Here is a 22,356-nt window from a genome sequence, read left to right on the forward strand (position 1 = left end):
GCTGCATTCCTCCGAGGCGCCCATCGTCGGCGTCGTCATGGGCTCCGACTCGGACTGGCGCGTCATGAGCGACGCCTCCCAGGCCCTCTCGGATCTGCTCATCCCGCACGAGGTCGAGGTCGTCTCGGCGCATCGCACGCCCGACAAGCTCATGTCGTACGGGCGCGCGGCGCGGGCGCGAGGCATCCGGGTCATCATCGCGGGCGCCGGCGGTGCCGCACACCTGCCCGGCATGCTCGCCTCGGTCACGTCGCTGCCCGTCATTGGAGTGCCCGTTCCTCTTTCGACCCTCGACGGACTGGACTCGCTGCTCAGCATCGTGCAGATGCCCGGCGGTATCCCCGTCGCCACGGTGTCGATCGGTGGCGCGAAGAACGCGGGACTCCTCGCGGCCCGCATCCTCGGGTCATCCGATGCCGCTCTGGCCCACGCGCTCGACGACTACGCACGGCGTCTGGAGTCCGAGGTCGAGGAGAAGAACCGGCGGCTGAAGGAATCGTTGTGAGCGTCGCCGCCCCCACCCGGCTGCCACGCGCCACGCCCTCGCTGCCGCCGATCGTCAACCAGCTTCCGCTGAGATACCCGGACTCCGGCTCGGCCGACTACATGCGTCGCCGCGCGTGGTGGCTCGTGGTGTTCAACGTGCTGGTCCCGGGCTCTGCCCAGATACTTGCGGGCAGCAGGAAGCTCGGGCGGTTCGCGCTCGGCGCGACGCTGTTCATGTGGTCGGTCCTGGTCCTCGCGGGCGTCGCGTCGCTCCTCTGGCCGTTCCTGCTCCTGTGGGTCGCGACGAACGGGATCGCCCTGTTGCTCATCCAGGGCCTCCTCATCGCGTACGCGGCGCTGTGGGTGATCCTGGCGATCGACACCTTCCGGTTGGTGCGACTGGTGAAGTTGCGCCCGCTCGCGCGTGTCGGTGTGTCGGCCGTGCTCGCCGGACTGCTCGTCCTCACATCGGGCGGCGCTCTCTGGGCCGCGGATGTCACGGGTACCACTCGAGGCACGTTGGGGTCGATCTTCGGTCTGGGCGGACCCGCCGTGCCGCCGTCGGACGGCTACTACAACATCCTTCTGCTCGGTGCCGACAGCGGCGAGGGACGCGACTCGATGCGCTACGACAGCATCTCGGTCGTGTCCATCAACGCGGACACGGGTGCTGCGACCATCACCGGCATCCCGCGCGACATGCCCGGGTTCCCGTTCGCACCGGGACCGATGCTCGACCTGTACCCGGAGGGGCACACGAACCACCCGGACGCGAAATGCGGCTGGGGTTCGGGAATCAACCAGCTGCGCACCGAGGTCGAGGTCTGCCGGGACGGTGACGCCCTGTACCCCGATGCGCGCGCCGCCGGCTCCTCCCCGGCGATCGAGGCGACGAAGGATGCCGCGGAAGGCATCCTGGGCATCGAGATCCCCTACTACGTCTTCATCGACATGCACGGCTTCGCTGCTCTCGTCGATGCGCTCGGCGGCGTGGACATCACGGTCGAACAGCGTCTGCCGAAGGGTGGCGGACCCGCGTATTCCGGGCAGTCGGCCGAGGACTGGGCGATCGGATGGATCGAGGCCGGCCCACAGCACATGGACGGTGATACCGCGCAGTGGTACGCACGTTCGCGGTACACGACGAATGACTGGGATCGCATGAAGCGCCAGCGCGAGCTGCAGGCCGCGATCCTGGCCCAGTTCACGCCGAGCAATGTCCTGAGTCGCTTCAAGGATGTGGCGGTCGCCGGCACCGCGATCGTCGAGACCGACCTTCCCGAGTCGATGCTGCCGTACTTCGCGGACCTCGCCCTCAAGACGAGAGAGCTTCCGATCACGGCGATCGAGTTGACGCCCGAGGGTGGCGTCGACGCCGAGCAACCCGACTACGCCTACGTGCGCGAGCTCGTGCAGTCGAAGCTGCATCCTCCCACCCCGACGCCGACGCCCTGACTCCGCGCCTGCCGAATTCTCGCCGCGTCACTCGGGCCGAACTTCCTCACCTGGGGCGTCAGCATGACGCTGGGGCGTGGGGCCCCACGCCCCAGCGTGTTTCTGACGCCCCAGGTCGGCGCTGAAGGGGGCGACGACACCGCGGGCGCTGAAGCGGGCGACGACACCGACGACACCGACGCTGTGGCGGAGGGGCTCGGGCTATAGCTCGCCGGGCTGCATCGCCTGTTCGTCGAGCTTCTGCGCGAGTGCGCGACGCCGTGACGGCGCGCCCTCGCGCTGCGGTGCGTAGACGACGAGGGAGTGGAAAGCGAAGCGCGCCACGAAAGCGACGGCGAGAGTGATGGCCGCCGCGAGCACGCTCGAGATGTGCCACGTCTCGACCAGGAGCGCCAGCACCGGGATGCGAATGAGCGCCTCGGCGTTGTTGAAGCTGAACGACTTGGCGAACCTCAGCCAGCGCGCGGAGGCGTTCCCGAGCATTTCGCGGAAGACGAACCGCTCCTGCAGGAAGAAGTTGCCCAAGATCGTGACCTCGGCGGCGATCACCGCGGCCCACACGTAGCTCATGCCCACATGCGTCAGGCCCGCCATGATGCCGATGTTGGCGACGGCCCCGATGGCTCCGATCAGGGCGAAGCCCGACATCTTGCCGAACTTCAGCACCGAGAGCTGCGTGAGAAAACGCAGTCCCTGACGGACGGATGCCTTCGACGATCCGGCCGATCGCTCGGCGAAGTCGAACGGCACCTCGGCCAGGACGACGTCGTTGCGGGCGAGGATCTCCAGGAGGATCTTGAAGCCCCGTGGGCGGAGGCGGTCGAGGTCGAGCTGGGTTCGGTCGACGAGGAAGTAGCCCGTCATCGGGTCCGTCGAGTTGCGCAGGCGCAGCGGGAACATCGCCTTCGTCAGCAGCGTCGCACCGCGCGAGACCGCCGTGCGCATGGCATCCGCCAGCCCTGTCGCGTCTCCACCGCCGGTGTAGCGGGATGCGGCGACGATGCCGGCGCCGGTGCGCTGCCGGGCACGGAGCATGTCGGGAATGGTCTCGGGAGGATGCTGCAGGTCACCGTCCATCACGATGCAGATGTCCGACTCCGCCAGACGCAGGCCTTCGAGGACCGCCCCGCCCAGGCCCGCCGTCGGCGCGTCGCGGTGGACGAGTCGCACCGGTATCTGCGTCGCGGCAGCGACGCGTTCGACCGCCGCCGGGGTGTCGTCGGTGGAGTCGTCGACGAAGAGAATCTCGCGATCAAGCCCGTCGGTCGCGGCTTGGATCCGCCGAACCAGTTCAGCGATGTTCGGCGCTTCGTTGAAGGTGGGAACGATGATCGAGAGGTCCACGGCGCACCCCTCGTTCACTCAGCGATCCCCGGACGGGGCCGTCATCGACGATGCAAGAATATCCCGCTGGAGGGACGCCAAACTGGGTCTTTCGTTTGCGTGGGTTCAGCGTCGTCGGGATGCGATCAACAGGACGATGATCACCACGCTCGCGGCCAGAGCGATGGCCGCGAGAAGCAGAAAGATCGCGGGGAATTCTGCGAGGCCGGGCCATCCGGGGGAGTCCGGGGCACCCCCGGGGATTCGGACCTTTCCCTCCCGGTCGGGCGGGGTGGGATGTCCGGCTTGACCTTGGTTGTCGGGCACGGCCTGTGGGGGCGTGGTCGCACCCGGCGTCGCCGCCTGCGTCGCGTGGCTTGCTTCTCCCGGCCCTCCCGCCTGTTCATGGGGCAGAAGGTGGGGGATGCCGGGGGTTCCCGGCACATGGGGAGTACCGGGAACCGTCGGGGGGTGGTCCGGCGGGTTTCCGGTCACGGTGACGACGGCGACGAAGTCGCGCGAACCCGAGAAGGTGAGCACGTACGGGCCCGAGCCGAGCAGGGGGGCGACGAAGACCACCGACATCCCCCCGTCTGCGCGGCTCACGAGCTCGGGCGACCCGGTCGCCATGTCGAAGATCAGAGCATCCTCGGCGCGATGGCCCGTGACCTGCGCCCGCACCGTCTCGTGCGGGGTGAAGAACCCCGCCGAGAACGTCGCCACCGCCCGACCCCCGGGCGCGATGACCGCGGGCGCAATCCAGGCGCCGGGCGAGACCACATAAGAGTCATCAACCACGTGAGCGACAGCCCCACCGCCGGGGGAGGTCAGTGCAGCGAGCGCGAGGGCCGCCGCCACGACCAGCTTGATCATCGAACTCCCCGTGTGGCCCAGCTGTCCGGCCACGCGCCTAGGTCTTGCCGACACGTTCGCGCATGGGGCGTCACGCCCCTGCCCGCCGGACGAGGCCGGGGAGGGGCGTCCGCACCGAGATCAGGCGCGCCGGCGGCGCAGAACCGTGAACGCGATCAACGCGGAGCCCACGACCAGCAGAGCCGCGCCGCCGCCGAAGATCCACGGCGACGTCCCGCCACCGGTGAGCGCGAGCGCCCGGTCGACTCCGGGGTCGTGGTCGCACGACGCGGCCGTGTCCAGGCCGTGACTGACGGTGATGGGCGCCGTGTAGCTCTGCGTCGCGCTGGTGAAGGTGATGTCGTAGACGCCTTCGCCGTCGACCGGGGGCAGGAAGGTCGCGGTCAGGCTGCCGTCGGCCGCCGCCTGGACGTTCGGGGTGAAACTCGCGCCGCTGACGCGCAGCCCGGACGCCGAGACCTCGACGGTCTCGCCGCCGAGCCAGTATCCCGCGCCGAACACGATGGTCGACGTATCGCACGGTCCGATGACCGGATTCTCGATCGTGACCGAGGCCGGCAGAACGTACGGAACGTAGTCGTCGTCGGTCTCTGCAAAAGCGGCGGTGGGAGCGGCGAACGCCCCGACGGCCAGAATCCCCAGTGTCACGGCGAGCGCGACGAACTTATTCTTCAGCATGATATTCCCCAGGCTCACGCGAAGCATCCGCGCGCTTCTGCTCCCCAGCGTCATGCGCGCGTTTCGATCGTGGGTCCGAGGACGGACGATCGAAGACTTCCCCAAATTGGTGTCAACTACCCCAGCTGACACTCACACACTACATCATCCGTCACACGATGCCGAGATAAATTCCACGTTCGTAGACCTGGCCAGCGGAGTGCTCACGAGGTCCCACACCCGCTCGGGGTCGGACGCCACCGTTCCCGCGAACTCGACGACGAGGGTGTGCGAGCCACCTGCCGTCGTCACGAATTCCGTCTGCAGCGCCGTGCGATCGTCGTACTGCGCGCTCTGCACGCCGGGGCGGGCATCGTCGAACGAGTAGTCCTGCAGGGTCCACCCCTGCGGCCCGACCACCGTGAGTCTCGTCAACGTCTCGCCGATCGGAGTGTCGGTCAGACCGAAGCCGTTGACATAGCTCGGCAGGCTCGTCGCCGCGTCCGCGGGGATCGTGTTGGTCCAGTTGACCGTGACCCGCGCCGTGGGCGTGGCGCCGCATTCGTCGACCTCGAGCGTGACGTTGGGGTCTGCGTAGTAGTCGAGCTTCGCGCCGGTGAGGTCGTTGAAGAAGACCCCTACGCGCGTGGCGTCGTCGTCGGGAAGGAGGATGGTCTCGAGCTCAGACCCCTCGATGCGTTCCTGTTCTTCGGGATGCGCACTCCACACGTGGAGGCGATGTTCGTCGAGCGCACGCTCCACCGACGTGAGGAGGTTCGGCAGGCCGACCTGTCCTGATGTCACGGATTCGAACAGCCGCAGCGTCACGGCGGAGAAGAAGGCATCCAGCACGGTCGGCTCTTGGATCTCGCGGTACGCGACCGAGAGCAGGATGTCGACGGCGTTGCCGGAGTCGAGCACGACCGAGCCGAAATCGAGGGGTCCCGTCGCCTCGAGGAGGTACCCGAGGCTGGTCGTGTCGATCGCGATGACGCCGTCGACGGCGATTCCGGTCGAGCGCTCGAGGAGGGCAGCGGCCGCGCTCGCCCCTTCCGCGAACGGCAGCGGCGACATCGTGTTCTGGATGTATCGCCCAGGCAGATCGGCGAAGAGGGCGATCGTCGACGGGGAGAGCGGAATCACCGATTCCTTCTCGATCACGTAGTCGCCCGAGCTCAATTGTCGCTCGATGCCGACGCGGCCGTCCTCGACGGTGATGACGGCTCCCGCGCCCGGTATGCCACCGTACGTCCGTGCCTCGGCGTTGTTCAGCATCAGGAGCAGATACGTGCGGGGTCCGTCGGCGCCGAGCATGGCCGGGAACAGAGCTGCCGCCCGGTCGAGCGCGTCCACGGCCGTGGCAGCGGGCAGGAGTACCTCCGTGAGGCGGTCGACGGCCCCCGCGACGAGCGGCACGGTCGGCTCGGGCAGATCGCGCACCGTGTCGACGGATCGCTGAAACGCGTCGTTCGCCTTTTCCACCACCGGCGCAGCATCGACCAGGGGCGTGAGGTCCAGTCGACCTTCCGTGAATCCCAGTCGAGCGATATCTATGTCATCTGCGATGGCGACCAGCGGCGAGATCGCGGAGACCGCCAGGTCGTCGGCGATCTCGCTCACCTCGCGCACAGCGGTGAGGTTCGAACCCAGCCACGGCACGAACTCGGCCAGACGCCAGACCGGATCCGACGTCGCGTCGCGCGCCGTCCGCGCGTCGGCGGCGAACGCGTCGGCGGCGGCTGCGCTGGCGGCCGGGTCGCCCGCTTCGAGCAGAGCCGGGAAGGTTGCGGCGACCTCCGCCGCCGATTCGAGGCTGTCGCGCGCGATCTGCGCTCGCGACAGGGTCCACAATGCGGCGGCGGCGGTCAACAGGATGAAGATGCCGACACCGACGAATGTCCAGAGGATGCGTCGGCGAGCGGTAGTGGTCACGCTCAGCATTCAAGCATCCCTGACGGTGAAGTTGCTTCGCATCTGTCGTGGTGTGGATAGCGCGCGCCCGGCGCGCCGGGTCCGCACGGGCTTGCGCGAGGCTCGGCGACTAGAGTCGAACGGGTGACAGTTCGACTGCGGGTGGTGCTCGACCGAGTAGCCGGGACCAACGATCCCGACCTCACGATCGCGTCCGCAGAACTCGTTTCCGCTCTCGTGCACACGGCTCCTCGAGGATGCCGAGTGGCAGGCATCGATGGCCGAGAAACGCCAAACGCCGTCCCGCCTGAGGGTCTGGTCGACGTGTGGCGGGCCCCCGTCGGACGTCGCGAACTCGCGACCGCCTGGCGGATGGGGGTGTCGCTCGGGGGATCCGGCGGGATGATCCACTCACCGTCGCTCATGGCGCCTCTCGTTCGGCACGACCGGACACACGATCACGATCAGACTGTCGTGACCGTGTGGAGCCTTGAGGCATGGACACACCCGCAGCGCCTCGACCGTGCTGATGCCGCCTGGCAGCGCGCCATGCTCAAGCGGGCCGTTCGATTCGCTGACGCCGTCGTCGTGCCGACCCACGCGATGGCGGCAGAGTTGGCCGAGATCGCACCGCTCGGAGGCCGGATCCGCGTGATCGCCGGCGCTCCGCGCACGGGCTTCCGTGTTCCGGCAGACGCACCAGGACGCGCGCGCACGCTCGGACTACCGGAGCGCTACATCGCGGTTGCGGGCAGTATCACTGACCCCGAGGGTCTGATACCGGCGCTGCGCGCGGCCTCCGACCTGGACGTAGATGTGGTGGTGGCCGGGGGAGGGAACGATGACCCGGCACGGGTCGGTGAGCTAGCCGACGCGAACGGTCTCTCCGGGCACCGTGTACGAACGCCGTCCTTGATCGATGCCTCCGATCGCGCCGCGGTCCTCCACGGAGCGCTCGCGGTGGTCGCGGCATCCGAGGCCCCCGTCTTCCCGTGGCGCGCGCTCGAGGCGCTCGCCGTCGGCGCCCCTCTCATCGCGGCGAAGACAGCGCAGAACGAAGAACTGGTGGGGGATGGCGCGTACCTGACTGCCCGCGGCGACTCGGACGATGTGGCCGAGGCGCTCCGGCGCGTGATCGAAGACGAGGACTTCGCCGCGCGCTTGCGCGTGCTGTCGGAAGACCGATCGCGGGCTTTTTCGTGGCGAGACGCGGCCGAGCGGGTGTGGCAACTCCACGCCGAGCTGTAGCGCGTTCTACGCCCGCATGTGCGCGACGGCGTCCTTGCTGTCGCCGTCGAAGACCGCTTTGCCATCGCGCAGGAGGATCCCGCGTTCACAGAGATTCGACACCATGTCGAGGTCATGACTGACGACGACGAGAGTCTTCCCCTCCTCGTGTAGCTCTCGGATGCGTGCGATGCACTTCTTTTGGAACGGCTCGTCGCCGACGGAGAGGATCTCGTCGATGAGGAGCACATCGACCTCGGTGTGGATTGCGACCGCGAATGCGAGGCGAAGGAACATCCCCGACGAGTAGTGCTTGACCTCTGTGTCAATGAACTGCTCGATTTCGCTGAACGCGACGATCTCGTCGAAACGTGACTCGGTCTCGCGTTTTGACATGCCCAAGATCGCTGCATTCAGATAGACGTTCTCGCGCCCGGAGAGGTCGGGGTGGAACCCCGCACCAACCTCGATGAGTCCTGCAACGCGGCCGCGAATGCGGATATTTCCCGTGTCGGGGCTGAGGACTCCGGACAACATCTTCAGGGTGGTCGACTTGCCCGACCCATTGAACCCGAGCAGTGCGACGGATTCGCCCTGCGCGACCGAAAAAGATACACCGTCGAGAGCGTGAAAGTCGGTCGTCAGGGGCTTGCGCCGCACCGCGGCGAGAAACGTCTCCTTGATGGAGTGCGTGTGCCGCAGTTTGAAGCTCTTATGCACGTCCTCCACGAGGATTGCGGGGATAGGCGTGTCAGAGATCCTGGGCAAAGCGGCCCTCCAGCTTGCGGAACACGAATTGCCCAATGATCAGAACGACAATAGAGATCGCGAGCGCGAGGAACGAGAACTCCCAGAGGCCGGGCAGTGGCTCTGCGTCTCGTGGGTCAAGAGGCATCCAGACTCCGTAGTGGAAGAGCTCGACAGCGGGCGTCACCGGATTCAGACGGTAGAGGAAGAACAACCAGTCGGGGACCTTCGATGCGACCATCTGCCATTGGTACATGACGGGCGAGGCCCAGATTGCGCACATGAGGATGATGTCGACGAACGCCTGAGCATCTCGAAAGCTAACGTTCACCGCTCCGAAGAGCAGCCCCAGCCCCGTTGCGAGGACTGCGACGATGACGAGGGCGAGGAGTATCGCGCCGATGTGCACGACCGACGGTGCCCATCCGAAGAACAGCGCGATCACGATCACGACGACGATTTGGGGAAGGGTATTCACCGCGGCGACGAGCATGCTCGCAACAGGGAACAGCTCGCGAGGCAAGTAGATCTTCTTTATCAGCGCGGAGTTGTCGACGAGGGATCGTGTGCCGTTCGCGAAGGCCTCGTTGAAGAAAGTAACGATCGTGATGCCGGCCAGCAGATAGATCGGGTAGAAGTCGATGGCCCCGCTGAGGCCGAGGAAGATCCCCAGCGCAACGAAGAAGACGGCGAACTGTACGAGTGGCTTGACGTACGACCAGAGCCAGCCGAGGACAGATCCCCGATAGCGGATCTGAACCTCCTTGCGGACCAGCAATGTGAGGAGATACCGGCGGCGGAAGACATCCACCATCCCGAGGCCGGTGCCGGGTTCGCGAAGGGGCACCGCCGAGGAGGATTTGTCGACGCTCATCGCTTCCCCTCAGGCCGGTCGGCGCAGTTACCCATCCGTCCATTCTAGATGTGCTCGGTCCGCGTCTCCGCCCGCGCGATGGATATCATGGGGCAGATGTGTCGGACGGGGAGGAACTCGTGGTGAGCGATGCTTCCGGTCTGCCCGCTCGCGTGAACATCGTCATGCGCACTCGAAATCGACCCGTCCTGCTCTCCAGGGCTCTCGACGATGTGCTCGGGCAGGAGTACCTCGGATGGGTTCTTACCGTCGTGAATGACGGCGGCGACCGTGCGACGGTCGATGACCTCGTCGAGCGGCGAGCGGGCCTCCGGGACCGGGTCCGGGTGATCCATAATGAATCGTCAGTGGGAATGGAAGCGGCGTCGAATCAGGGCGTCCATGCTGTGGAGAGCGACTTCGTCGCGATCCACGACGACGACGACACTTGGCACCCTCTGTTCCTCTCCCGAACGTCGGAATGGTTGGACGATAATCCCGAATCGCCCGCGGTCTCCGCGCGTACGGAGATCGTCTGGGAAGAGATCACGGGCCGGATCGTTCGGGAGGTATCCCGGGAGACGTTCCTGCCGGACCGCACGCAGGTGACTTTCTTCGATCTGCTCCGTTTCAACACCTGCGTGCCGATCTCATTGCTCTATCGGCGCGAGCGGTTGGTCCAGGTCGGTCTGTTCGACGAGACGCTGTCCGCCACAGGCGACTGGGAATGCAACCTTCGTCTTGCGGCGACCGGCCAGCTCGGTTTTCTTCGCGAGACGCTTGCATTCTGGCATCAGCGTGCGGGACAGAGCGGTGACTTGGGTAATTCGGTCATCGCCGCGCGAGAGGCTCACCGGGATCTCGATCGACTCGTGCGTGATAGAGCGCTACGGGCATATGTCGGAGATCACGGAGCGGGACTACCCCTGTACCTGACGCGTTTCTTGGACGATCGTTTCGATGAGATGAGGGAGCGCCTCGACCGGATAGAGCGGGCGAACGCCACTCGATTCCCCGAGCGCGTCATCGCTGCCGCCCGCAGGGTGCTGCGACGACGGGCGAATCCGTGACCTCTGCCGACCTCGTGGCGATCGTGTCGGTGTGGAGACATGGACGCGAGGTGGTGTCCACGCTGCATTCGCTGGATCTGGCACGGCGCCGAAACAGAGGCTTCAGGCGGATCGTCGTCACATGTCCTGCGGAGCTCAGTGATCAGGTCCGTGACGCCGTTGCACGTTCGCGGGTGGGAGACATCGCGGTACACGCCGTCGCGGGAGACCCGACACCAATGGCATTGCGTGCAGATGCCGTAGCGGTGTGCGATGCCGAGTTCTTCGCCTTCGTGGACGCGGGAGACCTCGTCGGCGAGCGTTGGCTGGACGCGGCGCAGGCCGCGCTCGTGTCGTGTCGGCGTCGAGTCATCCGGCCCGAGTTGATCATTACCTTCGGCCGACGCAGCGGATCCTGGCCTCAGCGGGAGTGGCATGGTGACGTGAGCACTGCTCGCCTGCTCGCGAGCTTCGACCCGTGGGCGGGGGTTCTCGCTGTTTCGCGGGATGTGCTGTCGGAGGTGCCGTTGCCGCGAACCGCGACTTCCAATCTCGCGGCGCGGATGTGGAATGCCGCGCTCATCCAGGCGTCGATCCCTCAGGAAACGATGAAGCGATCCGTCGCATTCGTCCGTGTCTGGGACGACCAACCCACGTGGGAGTCGGCGAGCGGTCCCGTCCTCGCTCAGAGCGCACTCCTAACGAATCGAGAAATCGCCGCCGCGAAGGTTCCGCGCCACCCACCGCGGAAACGGGTGCCGACCGTTCTCGCGAGGATCGCGCGTGTCGCGCGATCCAGCGTCCGTCCCTGGCGGGACGCCGCCGCTCGGTGTGCGACGCGCCGCCGAGCTGCTCGTAGGTTCGCGCCGGAGGTGCTGTCGGATTGGCGATCTCAGAATGCCATTGAGCCGCTCCTGCCCTATCCGAGGCCGATGGTCGGGGAATGGTATGAAAAATGGGGCGCGCCGTGGCCGACTCGCCTCGCTCGCGAAGCGGACGCGTATTGGAACCTTCTGAAGGCTCTGCCGCCCCGCGTTGACTATCTCTTCTTCGCCCCGTGGGTCCGGACGGGTGGCGGGGATCGTGTGCTTTCCGCGTATCTCTCTGCTGTCGAACGGCTGGACGAGGGGGCGAGCGTTGCACTCGTGACGACCGAGGACATCGCGTCGACTCGCCTTGATTCGCTGCCACCACGAGTTGCCGTCGTGCAACTCCGGGATGAGCTGATGGCGGGAGTCCCGCGGCAGGCGCTCGTCGATCGTATTCTCCCGCAGCTAATCGCTCAGCTTGCGCCGCACACGATTCATGCGTTCAACTCCACGGTGGCGCTCGACATCTTCGAGTCCTACGGGCGTGCGCTCGCTCCTCGCTCAAACCTGTATATCTCGACGTTCGCGATCGATCGAACGCCGGATGGCGAGCGGACGTCGGTGCTCTTCCTGAGATCGCCCGATTTCCTCGAACCCGTCACGCGAGTGTTGACGGACAGCGATGCGTTCGTGCAGCAGATGGTTCAGGAGCAGGGCTATGATCCAGCTGCTTTCATTGTTCAGCGTCAAGTGATCGCGTCTTCGTCTCGATCACGTCATGAGCCCGCTCGATTCGATCGCGCTCGTCCGCTTCGGATGCTGTGGGCGGGGCGGTTCGACGTGCCCAAACGCCTCGACGTCCTGGCCCGCGTGGCGACCGAACTGCGCGGCCGCGGTCTGCCTGTCGAGGTGGTGTTCTGCGGCGAAGAGGTGATGGGAGACCCGACGCTCGGAGCGACTTTGGCATCACTCGCGAAGTCGGGCGCCGAACGTCGACCGGCATATGCAGCGTTCGCCGAACTTCCTCTTGCTGACTTCGACGTCGTGATCATGACGAGCGAATGGGAAGGGCTTCCGCTTGTCATGCTCGAAGCGATGGGATCGGGAATACCCGTTATTGCGCCGTTGGTCGGAGGGGTTGGGGAGGTACTGAACGACGAAACCGGGTACCCGATCGTGCGATTCGACGATGTCGGAGCGTATGTCGAAGCGACCGAGTCGATCCTCACCGACTACGCGGCAGCGCGTGCTCGCGCATCCCGCGCGCGCGCTCTCATTCTCGGCGAGTTCTCGTCGGCGAGTTTCGACGCGCGCCTCTGCTCCGTCCACGGCTATTTGCGCTGAGGCGATGTCGGTCGCTACCTGAGGTCTGTGGCGAGGGTCTCGCCGACCGTTCGTGCGAAGGCAGCCCAAGAATGATGTGAGACCGCGAAGGCATATCCGTTCTCGATGAGCTCGCGACGGAACTCGATATCCGCCATCAGACGCTCGACTGCATCCGCATAACCCTCGATATCGTCCGGACCATTCGTCAGGAGTCCCGTCGTCTCGTGGACGATGATGTCGGGGACCCCGCCCACGCGTGACGCGATCGCGGGCAGTCCAAGCAGGAGTGACTGCACCAACACAAGGGGTAGGCCCTCGGACTTCGAGGTGAGGAGTAGAGCATGGTACCGATTCGTATCGAGCGATGCGAGGCCACCCGAGTAGGGCCCGCGGTAGATCGCTCCCGCCTCTTTCAAGTCGCGCAATAAAGAGGTTCCGGCGGGAGTCAGAACGCGTTGGCCCCACACCTCGATGCGCGCGGGGATCTGCCGACGACGCAGCTCACGACTCAGCGCGACCAGGACGTCCGGGCGCTTCTCATCGTCCAGACGGTGAGGCCACAAGAGTGTGAACGGGGCCATATCCGAGAAGCGGTCATCTCGGTAGGCGTTCGTGTCCCGGTTCAATGCGGGTGTCTCGTCCATCGCTGGCTGCCGGTGCACGAGTACACGCTCGGGTGGAAGAGCGAGGATCTCCTCGATCAACATTTCGGTTGTGCTGTTGTCGGTCAGGAGCCCGTCTATCGCGTCGAGGTAGGTGCGCTGACTGTCGTCGGTGATCGGGTTCACCGGGTACCCCTCGCCGATCCTGTCGAATGCAAAGAGCGTGGCGTACGCCCGTGTACCGTCCAGGATCTGGCCGTGATGGTCCTGCAAGGCTTCGGTCACGTGGAAACAATTCACGGAGACGAGCAACTCTGGGCGCACGAGGACGATCAGCTGGGCGATAAGCCGACGTCGGATGTGCGGGGCCAACTCGAGCCAGCGCGAGTCGAGGTGGACATAGCTGATCGACTCGGGGATCAGCTCCCTGACGGTCCGCTCCTGGAGGAACGTGCCGAGTATCGTTGTGCGATCGCGGAATCGGTCAGTGCCCGCTAGGGCCTTCGCGTAGTTCAGGGACACGATGTCCGCCCCACCGACTCCGATCCAGGGGACGGCGACCAGAGCGCCCCCGCGTCTGTCGAGCTGATCGAGCGCAGCTTCGAGGCACTCTGCGTATCCATCGTCCCTTGCGAGCCATATGGGTAGCTTCTGAAAGGAGTGCGCTGTCCAGGATACCGCTGGATCGATTTCGGCCGCTGCGCTGAGCGCAGCTGCGACGGCCGGCCGAACTCGATTCGTGGCGCGTTTCCCGGAACCCGTGACCGTTCGCATCACGCCGCGAGCTGCACGGTAGATGCCGTGCTTCGCTTCGAAACTCAGCCAGCGTGTCGACCAGCGCGCGAACGGCAGAAGGATCGCGTACGCGCGCTGCGGGAAGCTTCTGCGGTGAGGAGACGAGGAGGAGCCGGGTTGCGTACCTGGGATCGGGAGGTGCCGCTTGAGTCCTTCGAAGTCGAAGACGGGCAGGATCGACACAGAGTGGCGGCTATTGACGCCGCCCTGTTCCCGCACTCGATAGAAGAACACCGTGTCGGGCGCTACGTCGTGCACGACGCCAGCGGCGCTCGTGTCGATATTCCACACCCAGTCTTCGGGGCCATAGCCTTTCTCGGGGGGCAGTGTGCGATAGGGATGCTCGAGGTATACGTCGCGTCGCGTTACGGCCGAGGACGGCCAGAGGTTGTGCCTGATCAGGTCGCGGTACGACACATCGTGCGTTCGTGTGGACTCGGTACGCCAGAGGAGCGACCGCGCTCCGAAGCTCACGACATACTCCGGATGGATGATCGTTGGGGCGTCGCTTGCCCGCAGGAGGCGGAGCGCATCGTCGAGATAATTCGATGACACGAGGTCGTCGCCGTCTACGAAGGCGACGTACTCGCCCAGTGCTTCGTACGCTCCAGCATTCCTCGAGGCGCCCGACTCGCCGAGCGCAACCTCTATCATCCGCACGTCATAGCCGAGGTCCGAGAGCGTGCACCATCGCCGCGCTTCGGACAGCACGACGTCGTCGGCGTTGTCGCAGACGATCAGGAGTTCGGCGGTGTTTCCAGAGTCCACAACGCATTCCAGCGCCGAAGCCACAGAGCGCAGCGTCGGTCGCAGGAGTCGGCCTTCGTTGTGCGCGGTGATCACCACAGTCAAATCCGGTCGCCGCGGCAGAGGCATCAAGAACCCACTTCATCGATCGGAGAGCCCCGCGGGGCGAGTGTCACAGCATCAGCACGATTCTCCCACGAGTCGTCCCCGGTCAGTTCCCCGCCGATTCCCCGAACACCTCTGCTACGCGGCTGCGAAACGACGCCCAGGAGTGCTGGGCAGCGGCGTATTCGTATCCCTGTTCGATGAGCGTCCGGCGCAGAGCGGACGAACGAAGGCGTCGGATCGCGTCCACCATTTCTTCCACGTCTTCGGGGCCACGCACCAGCAGGCCTGTGCGCCCATCGATGACGATCTCTGGCACACCTCCTACTGCCGTCGCGACGACCGGGAGGCCCAGGAGCAAGGACTGGACCAGGACGAGCGGCAGGCCCTCCGTCTGTGAAGTGAGAAGCAGGAGGTGGTAGTCGGTGAGTGGGAGGCTCAATAGGCCGCCCGCATATGGACCGCGGTAGCGGATGCCTGCGCCTGCGAGATCTGTGAGGAGGCCGTCGGCCGCGCTCGAATCGACGACAGGCGATCCCCATACGTCGATCTCAGCCGCTATCCCATGGCTGTTGAGGGTTCTTGCGAGCTTGATCAGGGCATCTGGACGCTTTTCCGCATCGAGTCGGTGCGGCCACAGCACGCGGATCGGTTCGTCGTCCGCGAGGTCATCCGAGTATGCAGCGCCCCCGCGATCGAGGTCGGGAGTGACAGGGAAGGCGGGCTGAAGATGCACATGAGTCATGTGCTCGACGGTCACGATCTCCTTCAAACGCGAGGCCATCGTCGAGTTATCGGTGAGTATTCCCGCCGCCAGGGAGAGCGGCGCGCGCATTCCCTCGTCGGTGAGAGGGCTCGATGGCAACCCGGAGACGCGTCGATCGAATCCGAACATCGTCAGATAGAGGTCCGTGGCATCTGTGATCTGCTCGGGGAACTGCTGCATCGCGTCAGTGATGTGATGGCAGTTCACGGAGATGATCGATCGTGGGGCGAGAAACACCACCAGTTGGGCGAAGAATCGCTGACGCCAGTACCCATCGCGCTCGTCAAGCAGTGTCGGAATTTGAAGGAGCGAGACGCCGTCCGGCACTGCGTCGAGCACAGTTCTCGCTGGGTCCCCTGTGGTGAGAAGGACGACGCGTTCATCGTTCGCCGCGAGTTCGATCAACGCGCGGAGGTAGTTCGTCGCTACGAGGCCCCCTCCGCCGATTCCGAGCCAGGGCACGGCGACGAGAGTGGTTCGTCGGCCGTTGCCCTGCGATAGGAGGCGCTCGAGCAAGGCGCCGTGCCCATCGTCGCGAGGCCGCCAAAGCGGGAGCTGCGCAAGGTTCTCGACCGCCCAGGAGACTGCTGGGTCGAGCACGGTTGCTTCGCGAAGCATCTCGAGGAGTTCGGCCGACGGGCATGTGTCAGACGCGACGGCACCTTCTCGGTCTGCCCCGCGCTCGACGACTCGCTTCAGCGCGGCGCGCAGGCGCCCCGGCAGCGGGAGCCGTCTCGCGAAGCGAGCCGCACGATCGAGGCCGCCGTGCCGCGGTGTGCGGACGTGGGGATCGTGCGCGATCGGCGCGGTGTCGGGGTATCGAAGGAGTCCCGTCATGTCGATCGGGGGGAGGATCCGCGCAACCGCGTCGGCGGCATTCGTGGAGAACGTTTCGCGCTGCAGGTGCATTGTCTGGGCGACGGAGCGATGGTCGATTCCGGAGGACAGGGTGTCCACGCTCCACGCCCACACCTCCGCGTCCCGACCGTACGACGCGGGAATTTCCTTGAACGGCGCCGTGCTGAGCGTCCGCCGCCTTCCCAGGGCGAGGGATGACCAGGGTTGATGATGGATCAGGTCCGCGAGGGCGAGATCCTCGCGTCCGTGGGGGAGAAGGCGCACCTCATTCTTCCGACCGAAGCTCAGGACGGCAGCGGCGTGGATGATGCACTCGCGATCCGTGGACATGGCCGCGGAATGCGCCCGAGCCAGAAAGTCGGGTGTCATCATGTCGCCGGAATCGATCATCGCAACTGTGGTTCCGGTGGCAGAACGGACCGCTTCGTTCCTCGCCCCGCCGCGTGTCGTGGCGTCGCTCCGGAGAATGTGTAGAGGGGAATCGTGTGAAGACATGTGGGATTCGAGCGGCGGCAGTTTTATGCTCCTGCTGGTCGCGATGATGACTTCGCAGGAGAGCCCTAGCGCCTCAGCACGCGCGGTTGCGGCGAGCACGGAGTGGACAGTCGGCCGGAGAGAGCGCGTATCGCGATCTGCGATGACGAGGACGGAGACGTCGATCACATCGGAATTGGCGCTCATCCTTGTATTCTCCTCTCGGTCATGCGCCTGCGCACGTTCCTTCACGCGGTGCGAGCGCTCGCCGAGCCACTGAGTTCGCAGTGAGGTCCATCGGATATCCTCGCGATGTGCTGAATACCCTTGCCGGTTCTGTCGGTCTCGTCGTGCAGGCCGGGTTGTTCGCCGGTGTGTATCTCCTCGCCGCGCCGCGCCGTGGACGTGCTATTGCGCTGCTCTTCGCGGCGCTCGTCGCTGTCGACGGTTACGCTCTCATCCTTCTCGGGGCGATGGCGCTCGGGATCCCGTGGCAGGCTAGCAACGGAGTTCTGGTGCTGGCCCTCGTCGGTCTGGCCTGCTCTCCTTCTGCACGCGAGCGCGTTAGGCGTTCGCGTGCTCGACTAGGAACCCTCGTGCGTGCATCGTGGGGAGCCATCGGAATTCTTGCGGGCGTCCTCGCAATACAGCTGCTCGCCGTCATCCTGGCTCCGGAGATGTCGATCGACGGTCAGCTCTATCATGGTCCAGTGCTTGCCCAACTCCTGCAGAGCGGCACGCTTTGGGGCTGGGACGCCCCCAATCAGTACATGTATTACACCGATCTCGCCATGGTGGGCACGCTCAACCTCGCCACATTTACAGGTACGACATGGTTCGACAACGGTGCCCAAGTGCCGCATCTGATCATCCTGCTTTTCGCACTGAACGTGGCTCTACAGGCGCGATTCCCCAGGGCGTGGGTGCGGTTTGCGATGGCCGGGTTGATTATCTCCGCGCCAGTCATCTGGATTCAGCCGCGCATCCTGTACGTGGATGTGGCATACGGTGCGGCGGTCGCCGCTCTGATCGTCCTGATCGCGACATCGCGGCGCGCGCAGTGGTGGGATGTGACGATCGCAGCGATCGCGGGCGCGTCCATCCTCGCGATCAAGCCGACCGGGCTGTTGACGGGTGGGCTGCTCCTCGCCGCGCTCGTCGTCGTGGCGATATGGAGAAGACGCCGTTCGCGACTTCCATGGCAACGCGCGGTCGGCGGTGTGGTAGCTGCCGGAGTCGTACCGATCATGCTTGCTATGGGCTTCTACTTTCGGAACCTCGTCTCCTTCGGAAACCCCGTCTACCCGGTCCAGGTGACGGTAGGCTCCTTCTCGCTGCCGGGCATCATCGACCTCAGCGTCTTCGCGTCGGGCGATCGCGGGTCGGGGTTGCTCGATCTGCTTCGCTACCAGACGTTTGCGGAAAGCCTCTGGGACGGCGTCGTAAACGGAGTCACCAAACCCGACTACGACCCGCGGTCGGGCGGGTTCGCGTACATGCCTCTGTTCGTGCTCGGAATCGCGGTGGCCATCGTCGTCGCGCAGATCGTCTGGCGAGCGCGGGATAGTCGTGTACCCATCGACCGGCGCGGCAACTGGGGAGTCCAAGCGGCCTTAGTGCTCATGAGCGCTGCCGTACTGATCGTCCAACCCGCGACTTTCGATACCCGGTACGTGATTGGGCCCGCGGCTGTACTGGCGGTGGCGGTCCTCCTGCCCACAACGTTGCGCACGACGCCGCCGATAATCGATATTGCGGCGGGCGCGGTCGCCCTCGTCCTCGCCATCGGGCAGGTGGCCTGGGCCGAGTCGAACATCCTGCTGGGCATGTCCACGATCAAGGACCTGCGAGGATTCCCTGCGGTATGGCAGCCCATTACCCCGGGGAATCCGTGGGGTCGGGGCGAGAGCATCTCGTGGCTGCCCGACGATCCGTCGCGTTGCTTCGACATTGTGCTGCAGACCTCGGGCGGTGTGAGCGCGGGCGGACTCGCCGAACGCACCTCCCTGTCCGCACTGCCATACGGTCTCTACGGTCCCGCCCTGTGCAATGTCGTCACGCCGGTGCAGATCGATTCATACGCGGACGGTTCGTTCCAGGCGCACCCGCTCCTCACGGCTGACTTCCTCCTCTTCAACGCCGACGACGAACAGAAGTGGAGGCAGCTGGCGCCGGGTGCGTCCGACTGCTGGATCGTCGTCGACCAGGTGCCGGGCTCCGAGACGTATCCTCAGGATATCGTCGTCATCCGGGCTGTCTGTTGACGATCAATTGCTGCGCACCCGCATATGGATCTCTCGATATGCCAACTCCGGTCTGGGTGACAGATAGACGGAGTCGAGGATCTTGCGCGCGGACTCCTTATCGTAGGAGCTTTCGAGTGCGACGCGTATGGCGCGCGCGAGATCGACGCTATCGCCGGTATTCGCGACCTCTCCGAATCCCGTCGTCTGGATGATGGTGCGGACCCCGGGGAGGTCTGACGCGACGACCGGCGTGCCAGCAGACATCGCCTCCACCTGCACAATCCCGAAGGCTTCGAACGAGTTGGTGGAGGGAAGGACGAAAAGGTCGAGCGACGCGTAGAAGTCTGCGATCTCGTTCTCTGCAAGGAATCCGAGAGATCGGACTCGTCCTTCGCTGATGAGCTCCTCGAGCCGCGCGCGATCATAGCCCACTCGCTCGCTTAGCCCTTCGAGCGGTCCCGCGAGGGTGAGGAGTATGTCCGAGGGAAGGAGATCGAGCGCATCCATAAGAGTGTCGATGCCCTTCTCGGACGTCGGTCTACCCAGGAATCCGATCTGCCGCCGGCCAGGGACGGCATAGCGAGCGACGCCACCGCGGCGGTCCTCGCTGGTCGCGGGAACGGCCATGGAGCCCTTCCTCGCAAAAAGCCGATGCAGTCTCGAATGCTCGGCATAGTCTGCGCTCGACGTGCACACCACGGTGGAACGACGGATAAGGGAGCGGTGGGAGATGTCGAGCGCACGGGCCATGAGTGACATCGTGACGCCCCCCGAAGGTGCATCGCACTGATAGGTCACAACGGAAGGGCGCCGACGTAGTATCCATCCCAGAAGACCCGATTCCGGGAGTGGCAGATGGAAGTGTGTCGTTCCCGGCTTCTTGCGCACGCGCCATGCGGCGCGCAAGAAGCCGCTCGAGAAGTTGCCGCGCCCGAGAGAGAAGTTCCGTCGATACGCGTGGACGGTTACGCCCGACTCGACGTATTCGATGCTCGGGCCGGATTTCGCGACACAGTGCACATGGACCTCATTGCCCTGCCGAACCATGTCCTCGGCGAGAGCGGCAGCCATGTTCGTCAGTCCGCTGACGTGCGGCTTGTAGTACTGAAGGAACACATCGATGCGGTGCTTCATCGGTCCTTCTCCTCTCTCGCGGATGGCTGCGTCGCTCGGAACACCCATTGGCGGTTGACGATGAACGTGGCGATGAGCAGTACGGCGGTAATTCCCACCTGAGAGGGGAAGGCAGGGAGGCCCCAGAGCGTGACCGTCAGGAAGAGGAGGAACGAGTTGATGAGTGAAACGGCCAGATTGACCACAGCGAACTTCGCCAACTCGCGGCGCCACATTCCGCGCGACCGCCACACGACGAGACGCTGGAAGATGAACCCGTTGATGATTCCGAGGCCCGCGGAAATCCAGTACACGGCCTGGACACCGAGTGTCTCGCCGAGGAACGTGTCGAGCAACCAGAACACCGCGAGCGTGAAGCCGACGTTGTAGATTCCGACGGCCAGATACCGTCCGCCTTGGCCTGCGAGGCGGACATGCCGACTCACGCGATCACTCGCGCGTAAGGGAGAATCGTCGCGGTCAAGGGGAGCGACGCGATGACGAACACGACCGCCATCACGAGCGCAGCCCCGAGGCTTGCGCGGTCGCGGAGCGCGAAGATGACCGGATCGTCGTGCATGAGGCCGCGGCCCGCCTTGAGCCACAGATTGGCGACCCAGAAGAACATCACAGGGATCACGAGCCAGAGAACCACCGGAGCGGCGTAGATCTCGCGGACGGCTTCGCTCTGGATGTAGATGGCGGTCAGGAGCGTCGCCGCCACACCGGAACCAGACCCGAGGGCCAGAATCGCATGAATGTCGTCACCCGAGTAACCGCGACCGGGTATCGTTCCGCCGCCCTCCCGGCGCTCATGTGCCTCGGCGTAGCGCTTCACGAGTGCGAGCGAGAGGAACAAGAAGAGCGCGACGCCAGTGAACCAGAAGGAGAGCGCGATCCCCGTCACGACCGCACCGGCGACGATTCGCACCATATAGAGCAGGGCGAGGACGACGACATCGATCAGCGCGATGCGTTTCAAGACGAAGCTATACGCCAGGGTGAGCGCAGCGTATGTGAGGAGTACTCCGAGGAATGCGGCGCTGAGTGCGGTGCCCAAGACGATGGCGAGAATCGCGAGGATGCCCGCGACCACGAGTGCATGGACAGGGGATATCCATCCCGCTGCGAGCGGGCGTGCCCGCTTTCGCGCATGAGCGCGGTCCGCGCGGAGGTCCACCGCATCGTTCAGGAGATACACGGAAGCGGCCATCAGCGTAAACGCGATGAACCCGCCGACTGCAAGAGCGAGTGCGCGTAGATCAGTCAGCTGGTGCGCGGCCACGAGAGGGAGAAAGAGGAGGAGATTCTTCAGACTCTGGTGGATCCGCACCGCTCGGAGCCAGGCGCGCCACGGACGTGGCCCCGGGTCGCGCAGGACCGCCGCGAACACGAGGTCCCGTGCCCACCGCGGGACGCCGGCGCGACGCGTGGTGGCTAGGTAGGCCTGATCGGCCGAGCGCCAGACGGCGCGGTCGGCCGGTGAGTTGCCGACGTAGTCGAAGCCCCTCTCGCCGAACTCGCTCACGAGAGCACGAGCCTTCTCGTGGCTCGTGAAGTTGAGGTCGCCTGTGCTCGTATACGCACTCTCGATCTCCGGCACGCGCGGCAGGAACGCGTCCGCAACGGCGGCGTCCGCGCCGGTGGCCAAAAAGACGCGTCCGCCGTCCTCCGCACGAGCAACTATCAGATCACGCACAGCCGAGTTGAGCGGCGCCGTCTGCACATCGGCGCGTTCGGTTTCGGCGAAGGCTCTCTTAAGAGCCACCTTGCCGCCACGGAACATCGCGACGACTGCTCGCAGCAGGCTCCGCGGATGCGCGAGGTTCGCGGCGATCGCCTCGTGCAACGTGTCGGATCGAAGCAACGTGCCATCGAGATCGACGACCAGCGGCTTGATACTGTCCACAGGATCCAATCTATTGCGCGCGCAT

The 22,356-nt window shown here is 65.3% G+C and carries 17 protein-coding genes; 6 read left to right on the plus strand and 11 right to left on the minus strand.

Annotated features, from left to right (window positions below; translation table 11 throughout):
* Positions 1–37 precede the first annotated feature (37 nt).
* Complete coding sequence (purE, locus tag CGU35_RS03330) at positions 38–505, plus strand: 5-(carboxyamino)imidazole ribonucleotide mutase (protein ID WP_100810354.1); 468 nt, start codon at positions 38–40, stop codon at positions 503–505.
* The gene (locus CGU35_RS03335; protein ID WP_100810207.1) at positions 502–1,941 is read left to right on the plus strand and encodes an LCP family protein; all 1,440 of its coding nucleotides are present in this window, start codon (positions 502–504) and stop codon (positions 1,939–1,941) included. Before purE ends, CGU35_RS03335 begins: the two co-directional genes overlap by 4 nt.
* Before the next feature lie 201 nt (positions 1,942–2,142).
* Here the strand turns inward: CGU35_RS03335 and CGU35_RS03340 are convergent, their stop codons facing one another.
* From CGU35_RS03340 to CGU35_RS03355, 4 genes are all read right to left on the minus strand, one after another.
* Positions 2,143–3,285, minus strand: a complete 1,143-nt coding sequence (locus tag CGU35_RS03340; RefSeq protein WP_100810355.1) for a glycosyltransferase — start codon at positions 3,283–3,285, stop codon at positions 2,143–2,145.
* Between the two features lie 105 nt (positions 3,286–3,390).
* Positions 3,391–4,137 carry a hypothetical protein gene (locus CGU35_RS03345; protein ID WP_100810208.1) on the minus strand — a complete coding sequence of 249 codons (747 nt, stop codon included), beginning with the start codon at positions 4,135–4,137 and terminating at the stop codon, positions 3,391–3,393.
* A gap of 120 nt (positions 4,138–4,257) precedes the next feature.
* Positions 4,258–4,815: a hypothetical protein gene (locus CGU35_RS03350; protein WP_100810356.1), complete on the minus strand. Its 558-nt coding sequence runs from the start codon at positions 4,813–4,815 to the stop codon at positions 4,258–4,260.
* Between the two features lie 144 nt (positions 4,816–4,959).
* A complete protein-coding gene (locus CGU35_RS03355; protein ID WP_157813876.1) occupies positions 4,960–6,726 on the minus strand; it encodes a DUF4012 domain-containing protein in 1,767 nt (588 codons plus the stop codon).
* A gap of 123 nt (positions 6,727–6,849) precedes the next feature.
* On the opposite strand from CGU35_RS03355, the gene CGU35_RS03360 reads away from it, so the two are divergent.
* Entirely contained in the window at positions 6,850–7,953 is a 1,104-nt protein-coding gene (locus CGU35_RS03360; RefSeq protein WP_100810210.1) for a glycosyltransferase, read from the plus strand.
* Positions 7,954–7,959: 6 nt separating this feature from the next.
* Here the strand turns inward: CGU35_RS03360 and CGU35_RS03365 are convergent, their stop codons facing one another.
* Both CGU35_RS03365 and CGU35_RS03370 read right to left on the minus strand, forming a co-directional pair.
* Entirely contained in the window at positions 7,960–8,661 is a 702-nt protein-coding gene (locus tag CGU35_RS03365; RefSeq protein WP_442923026.1) for an ABC transporter ATP-binding protein, read from the minus strand.
* A 22-nt stretch (positions 8,662–8,683) separates the two neighbouring features.
* The gene (locus CGU35_RS03370; protein ID WP_100810212.1) at positions 8,684–9,553 is read right to left on the minus strand and encodes an ABC transporter permease; all 870 of its coding nucleotides are present in this window, start codon (positions 9,551–9,553) and stop codon (positions 8,684–8,686) included.
* Between the two features lie 122 nt (positions 9,554–9,675).
* Here CGU35_RS03370 and CGU35_RS03375 point away from each other — a divergent pair, with 122 nt between their 5' ends.
* Together CGU35_RS03375 and CGU35_RS03380 are read left to right on the plus strand one after the other, a co-directional pair.
* Positions 9,676–10,602: a glycosyltransferase family 2 protein gene (locus tag CGU35_RS03375; protein WP_157813877.1), complete on the plus strand. Its 927-nt coding sequence runs from the start codon at positions 9,676–9,678 to the stop codon at positions 10,600–10,602.
* A 218-nt stretch (positions 10,603–10,820) separates the two neighbouring features.
* Complete coding sequence (locus CGU35_RS03380) at positions 10,821–12,734, plus strand: glycosyltransferase family 4 protein (RefSeq protein WP_157813878.1); 1,914 nt, start codon at positions 10,821–10,823, stop codon at positions 12,732–12,734.
* A gap of 14 nt (positions 12,735–12,748) precedes the next feature.
* Here CGU35_RS03380 and CGU35_RS03385 read toward each other — a convergent pair whose 3' ends face one another.
* Both CGU35_RS03385 and CGU35_RS03390 read right to left on the minus strand, forming a co-directional pair.
* Positions 12,749–14,989 (minus strand): glycosyltransferase, encoded by a 2,241-nt coding sequence (locus tag CGU35_RS03385; protein WP_100810215.1) that lies wholly within the window; start codon positions 14,987–14,989, stop codon positions 12,749–12,751.
* Positions 14,990–15,071: 82 nt separating this feature from the next.
* Positions 15,072–17,270, minus strand: coding sequence for a glycosyltransferase (locus CGU35_RS03390; protein ID WP_100810216.1), 2,199 nt, complete (start codon positions 17,268–17,270; stop codon positions 15,072–15,074).
* 107 nt (positions 17,271–17,377) lie between these two features.
* Between CGU35_RS03390 and CGU35_RS03395 the strand changes: the two genes are divergently transcribed.
* On the plus strand, positions 17,378–19,327 hold the full coding sequence (locus CGU35_RS03395; protein ID WP_100810217.1) for a hypothetical protein: 1,950 nt from the start codon (positions 17,378–17,380) through the stop codon (positions 19,325–19,327).
* A gap of 3 nt (positions 19,328–19,330) precedes the next feature.
* Here the strand turns inward: CGU35_RS03395 and CGU35_RS03400 are convergent, their stop codons facing one another.
* Genes CGU35_RS03400 through CGU35_RS03410 form a run of 3 tightly spaced genes read right to left on the minus strand, consistent with a single transcriptional unit; the run spans position 19,331 to position 22,331 of the window.
* Positions 19,331–20,491, minus strand: a complete 1,161-nt coding sequence (locus CGU35_RS03400) for a glycosyltransferase family 4 protein (protein ID WP_100810218.1) — start codon at positions 20,489–20,491, stop codon at positions 19,331–19,333.
* Complete coding sequence (locus CGU35_RS03405; protein ID WP_100810219.1) at positions 20,440–20,868, minus strand: GtrA family protein; 429 nt, start codon at positions 20,866–20,868, stop codon at positions 20,440–20,442. Before CGU35_RS03405 ends, CGU35_RS03400 begins: the two co-directional genes overlap by 52 nt.
* Positions 20,865–22,331: a UbiA family prenyltransferase gene (locus CGU35_RS03410; RefSeq protein ID WP_157813879.1), complete on the minus strand. Its 1,467-nt coding sequence runs from the start codon at positions 22,329–22,331 to the stop codon at positions 20,865–20,867. Before CGU35_RS03410 ends, CGU35_RS03405 begins: the two co-directional genes overlap by 4 nt.
* Positions 22,332–22,356: the final 25 nt, after the last annotated feature.

Origin of the sequence: Microbacterium sp. BR1 (assembly GCF_002812725.1) — a bacterium.
In the GTDB taxonomy this organism is placed as follows: domain Bacteria; phylum Actinomycetota; class Actinomycetes; order Actinomycetales; family Microbacteriaceae; genus Microbacterium.

Coding starts and splice junctions, on each gene's coding strand:
- CGU35_RS03350 (WP_100810356.1), bottom strand. CDS start 4,815: ATGCTGAAGAATAAGTTCGTCGCGCTCGCCGTGACACTGGGGATTCTG.
- CGU35_RS03390 (WP_100810216.1), bottom strand. CDS start 17,270: ATGAGCGCCAATTCCGATGTGATCGACGTCTCCGTCCTCGTCATCGCA.
- CGU35_RS03400 (WP_100810218.1), bottom strand. CDS start 20,491: ATGGGTGTTCCGAGCGACGCAGCCATCCGCGAGAGAGGAGAAGGACCG.
- CGU35_RS03370 (WP_100810212.1), bottom strand. CDS start 9,553: ATGAGCGTCGACAAATCCTCCTCGGCGGTGCCCCTTCGCGAACCCGGC.
- CGU35_RS03385 (WP_100810215.1), bottom strand. CDS start 14,989: ATGCCTCTGCCGCGGCGACCGGATTTGACTGTGGTGATCACCGCGCAC.
- CGU35_RS03380 (WP_157813878.1), top strand. CDS start 10,821: ATGGCATTGCGTGCAGATGCCGTAGCGGTGTGCGATGCCGAGTTCTTC.
- purE (WP_100810354.1), top strand. CDS start 38: ATGGGCTCCGACTCGGACTGGCGCGTCATGAGCGACGCCTCCCAGGCC.
- CGU35_RS03345 (WP_100810208.1), bottom strand. CDS start 4,137: ATGATCAAGCTGGTCGTGGCGGCGGCCCTCGCGCTCGCTGCACTGACC.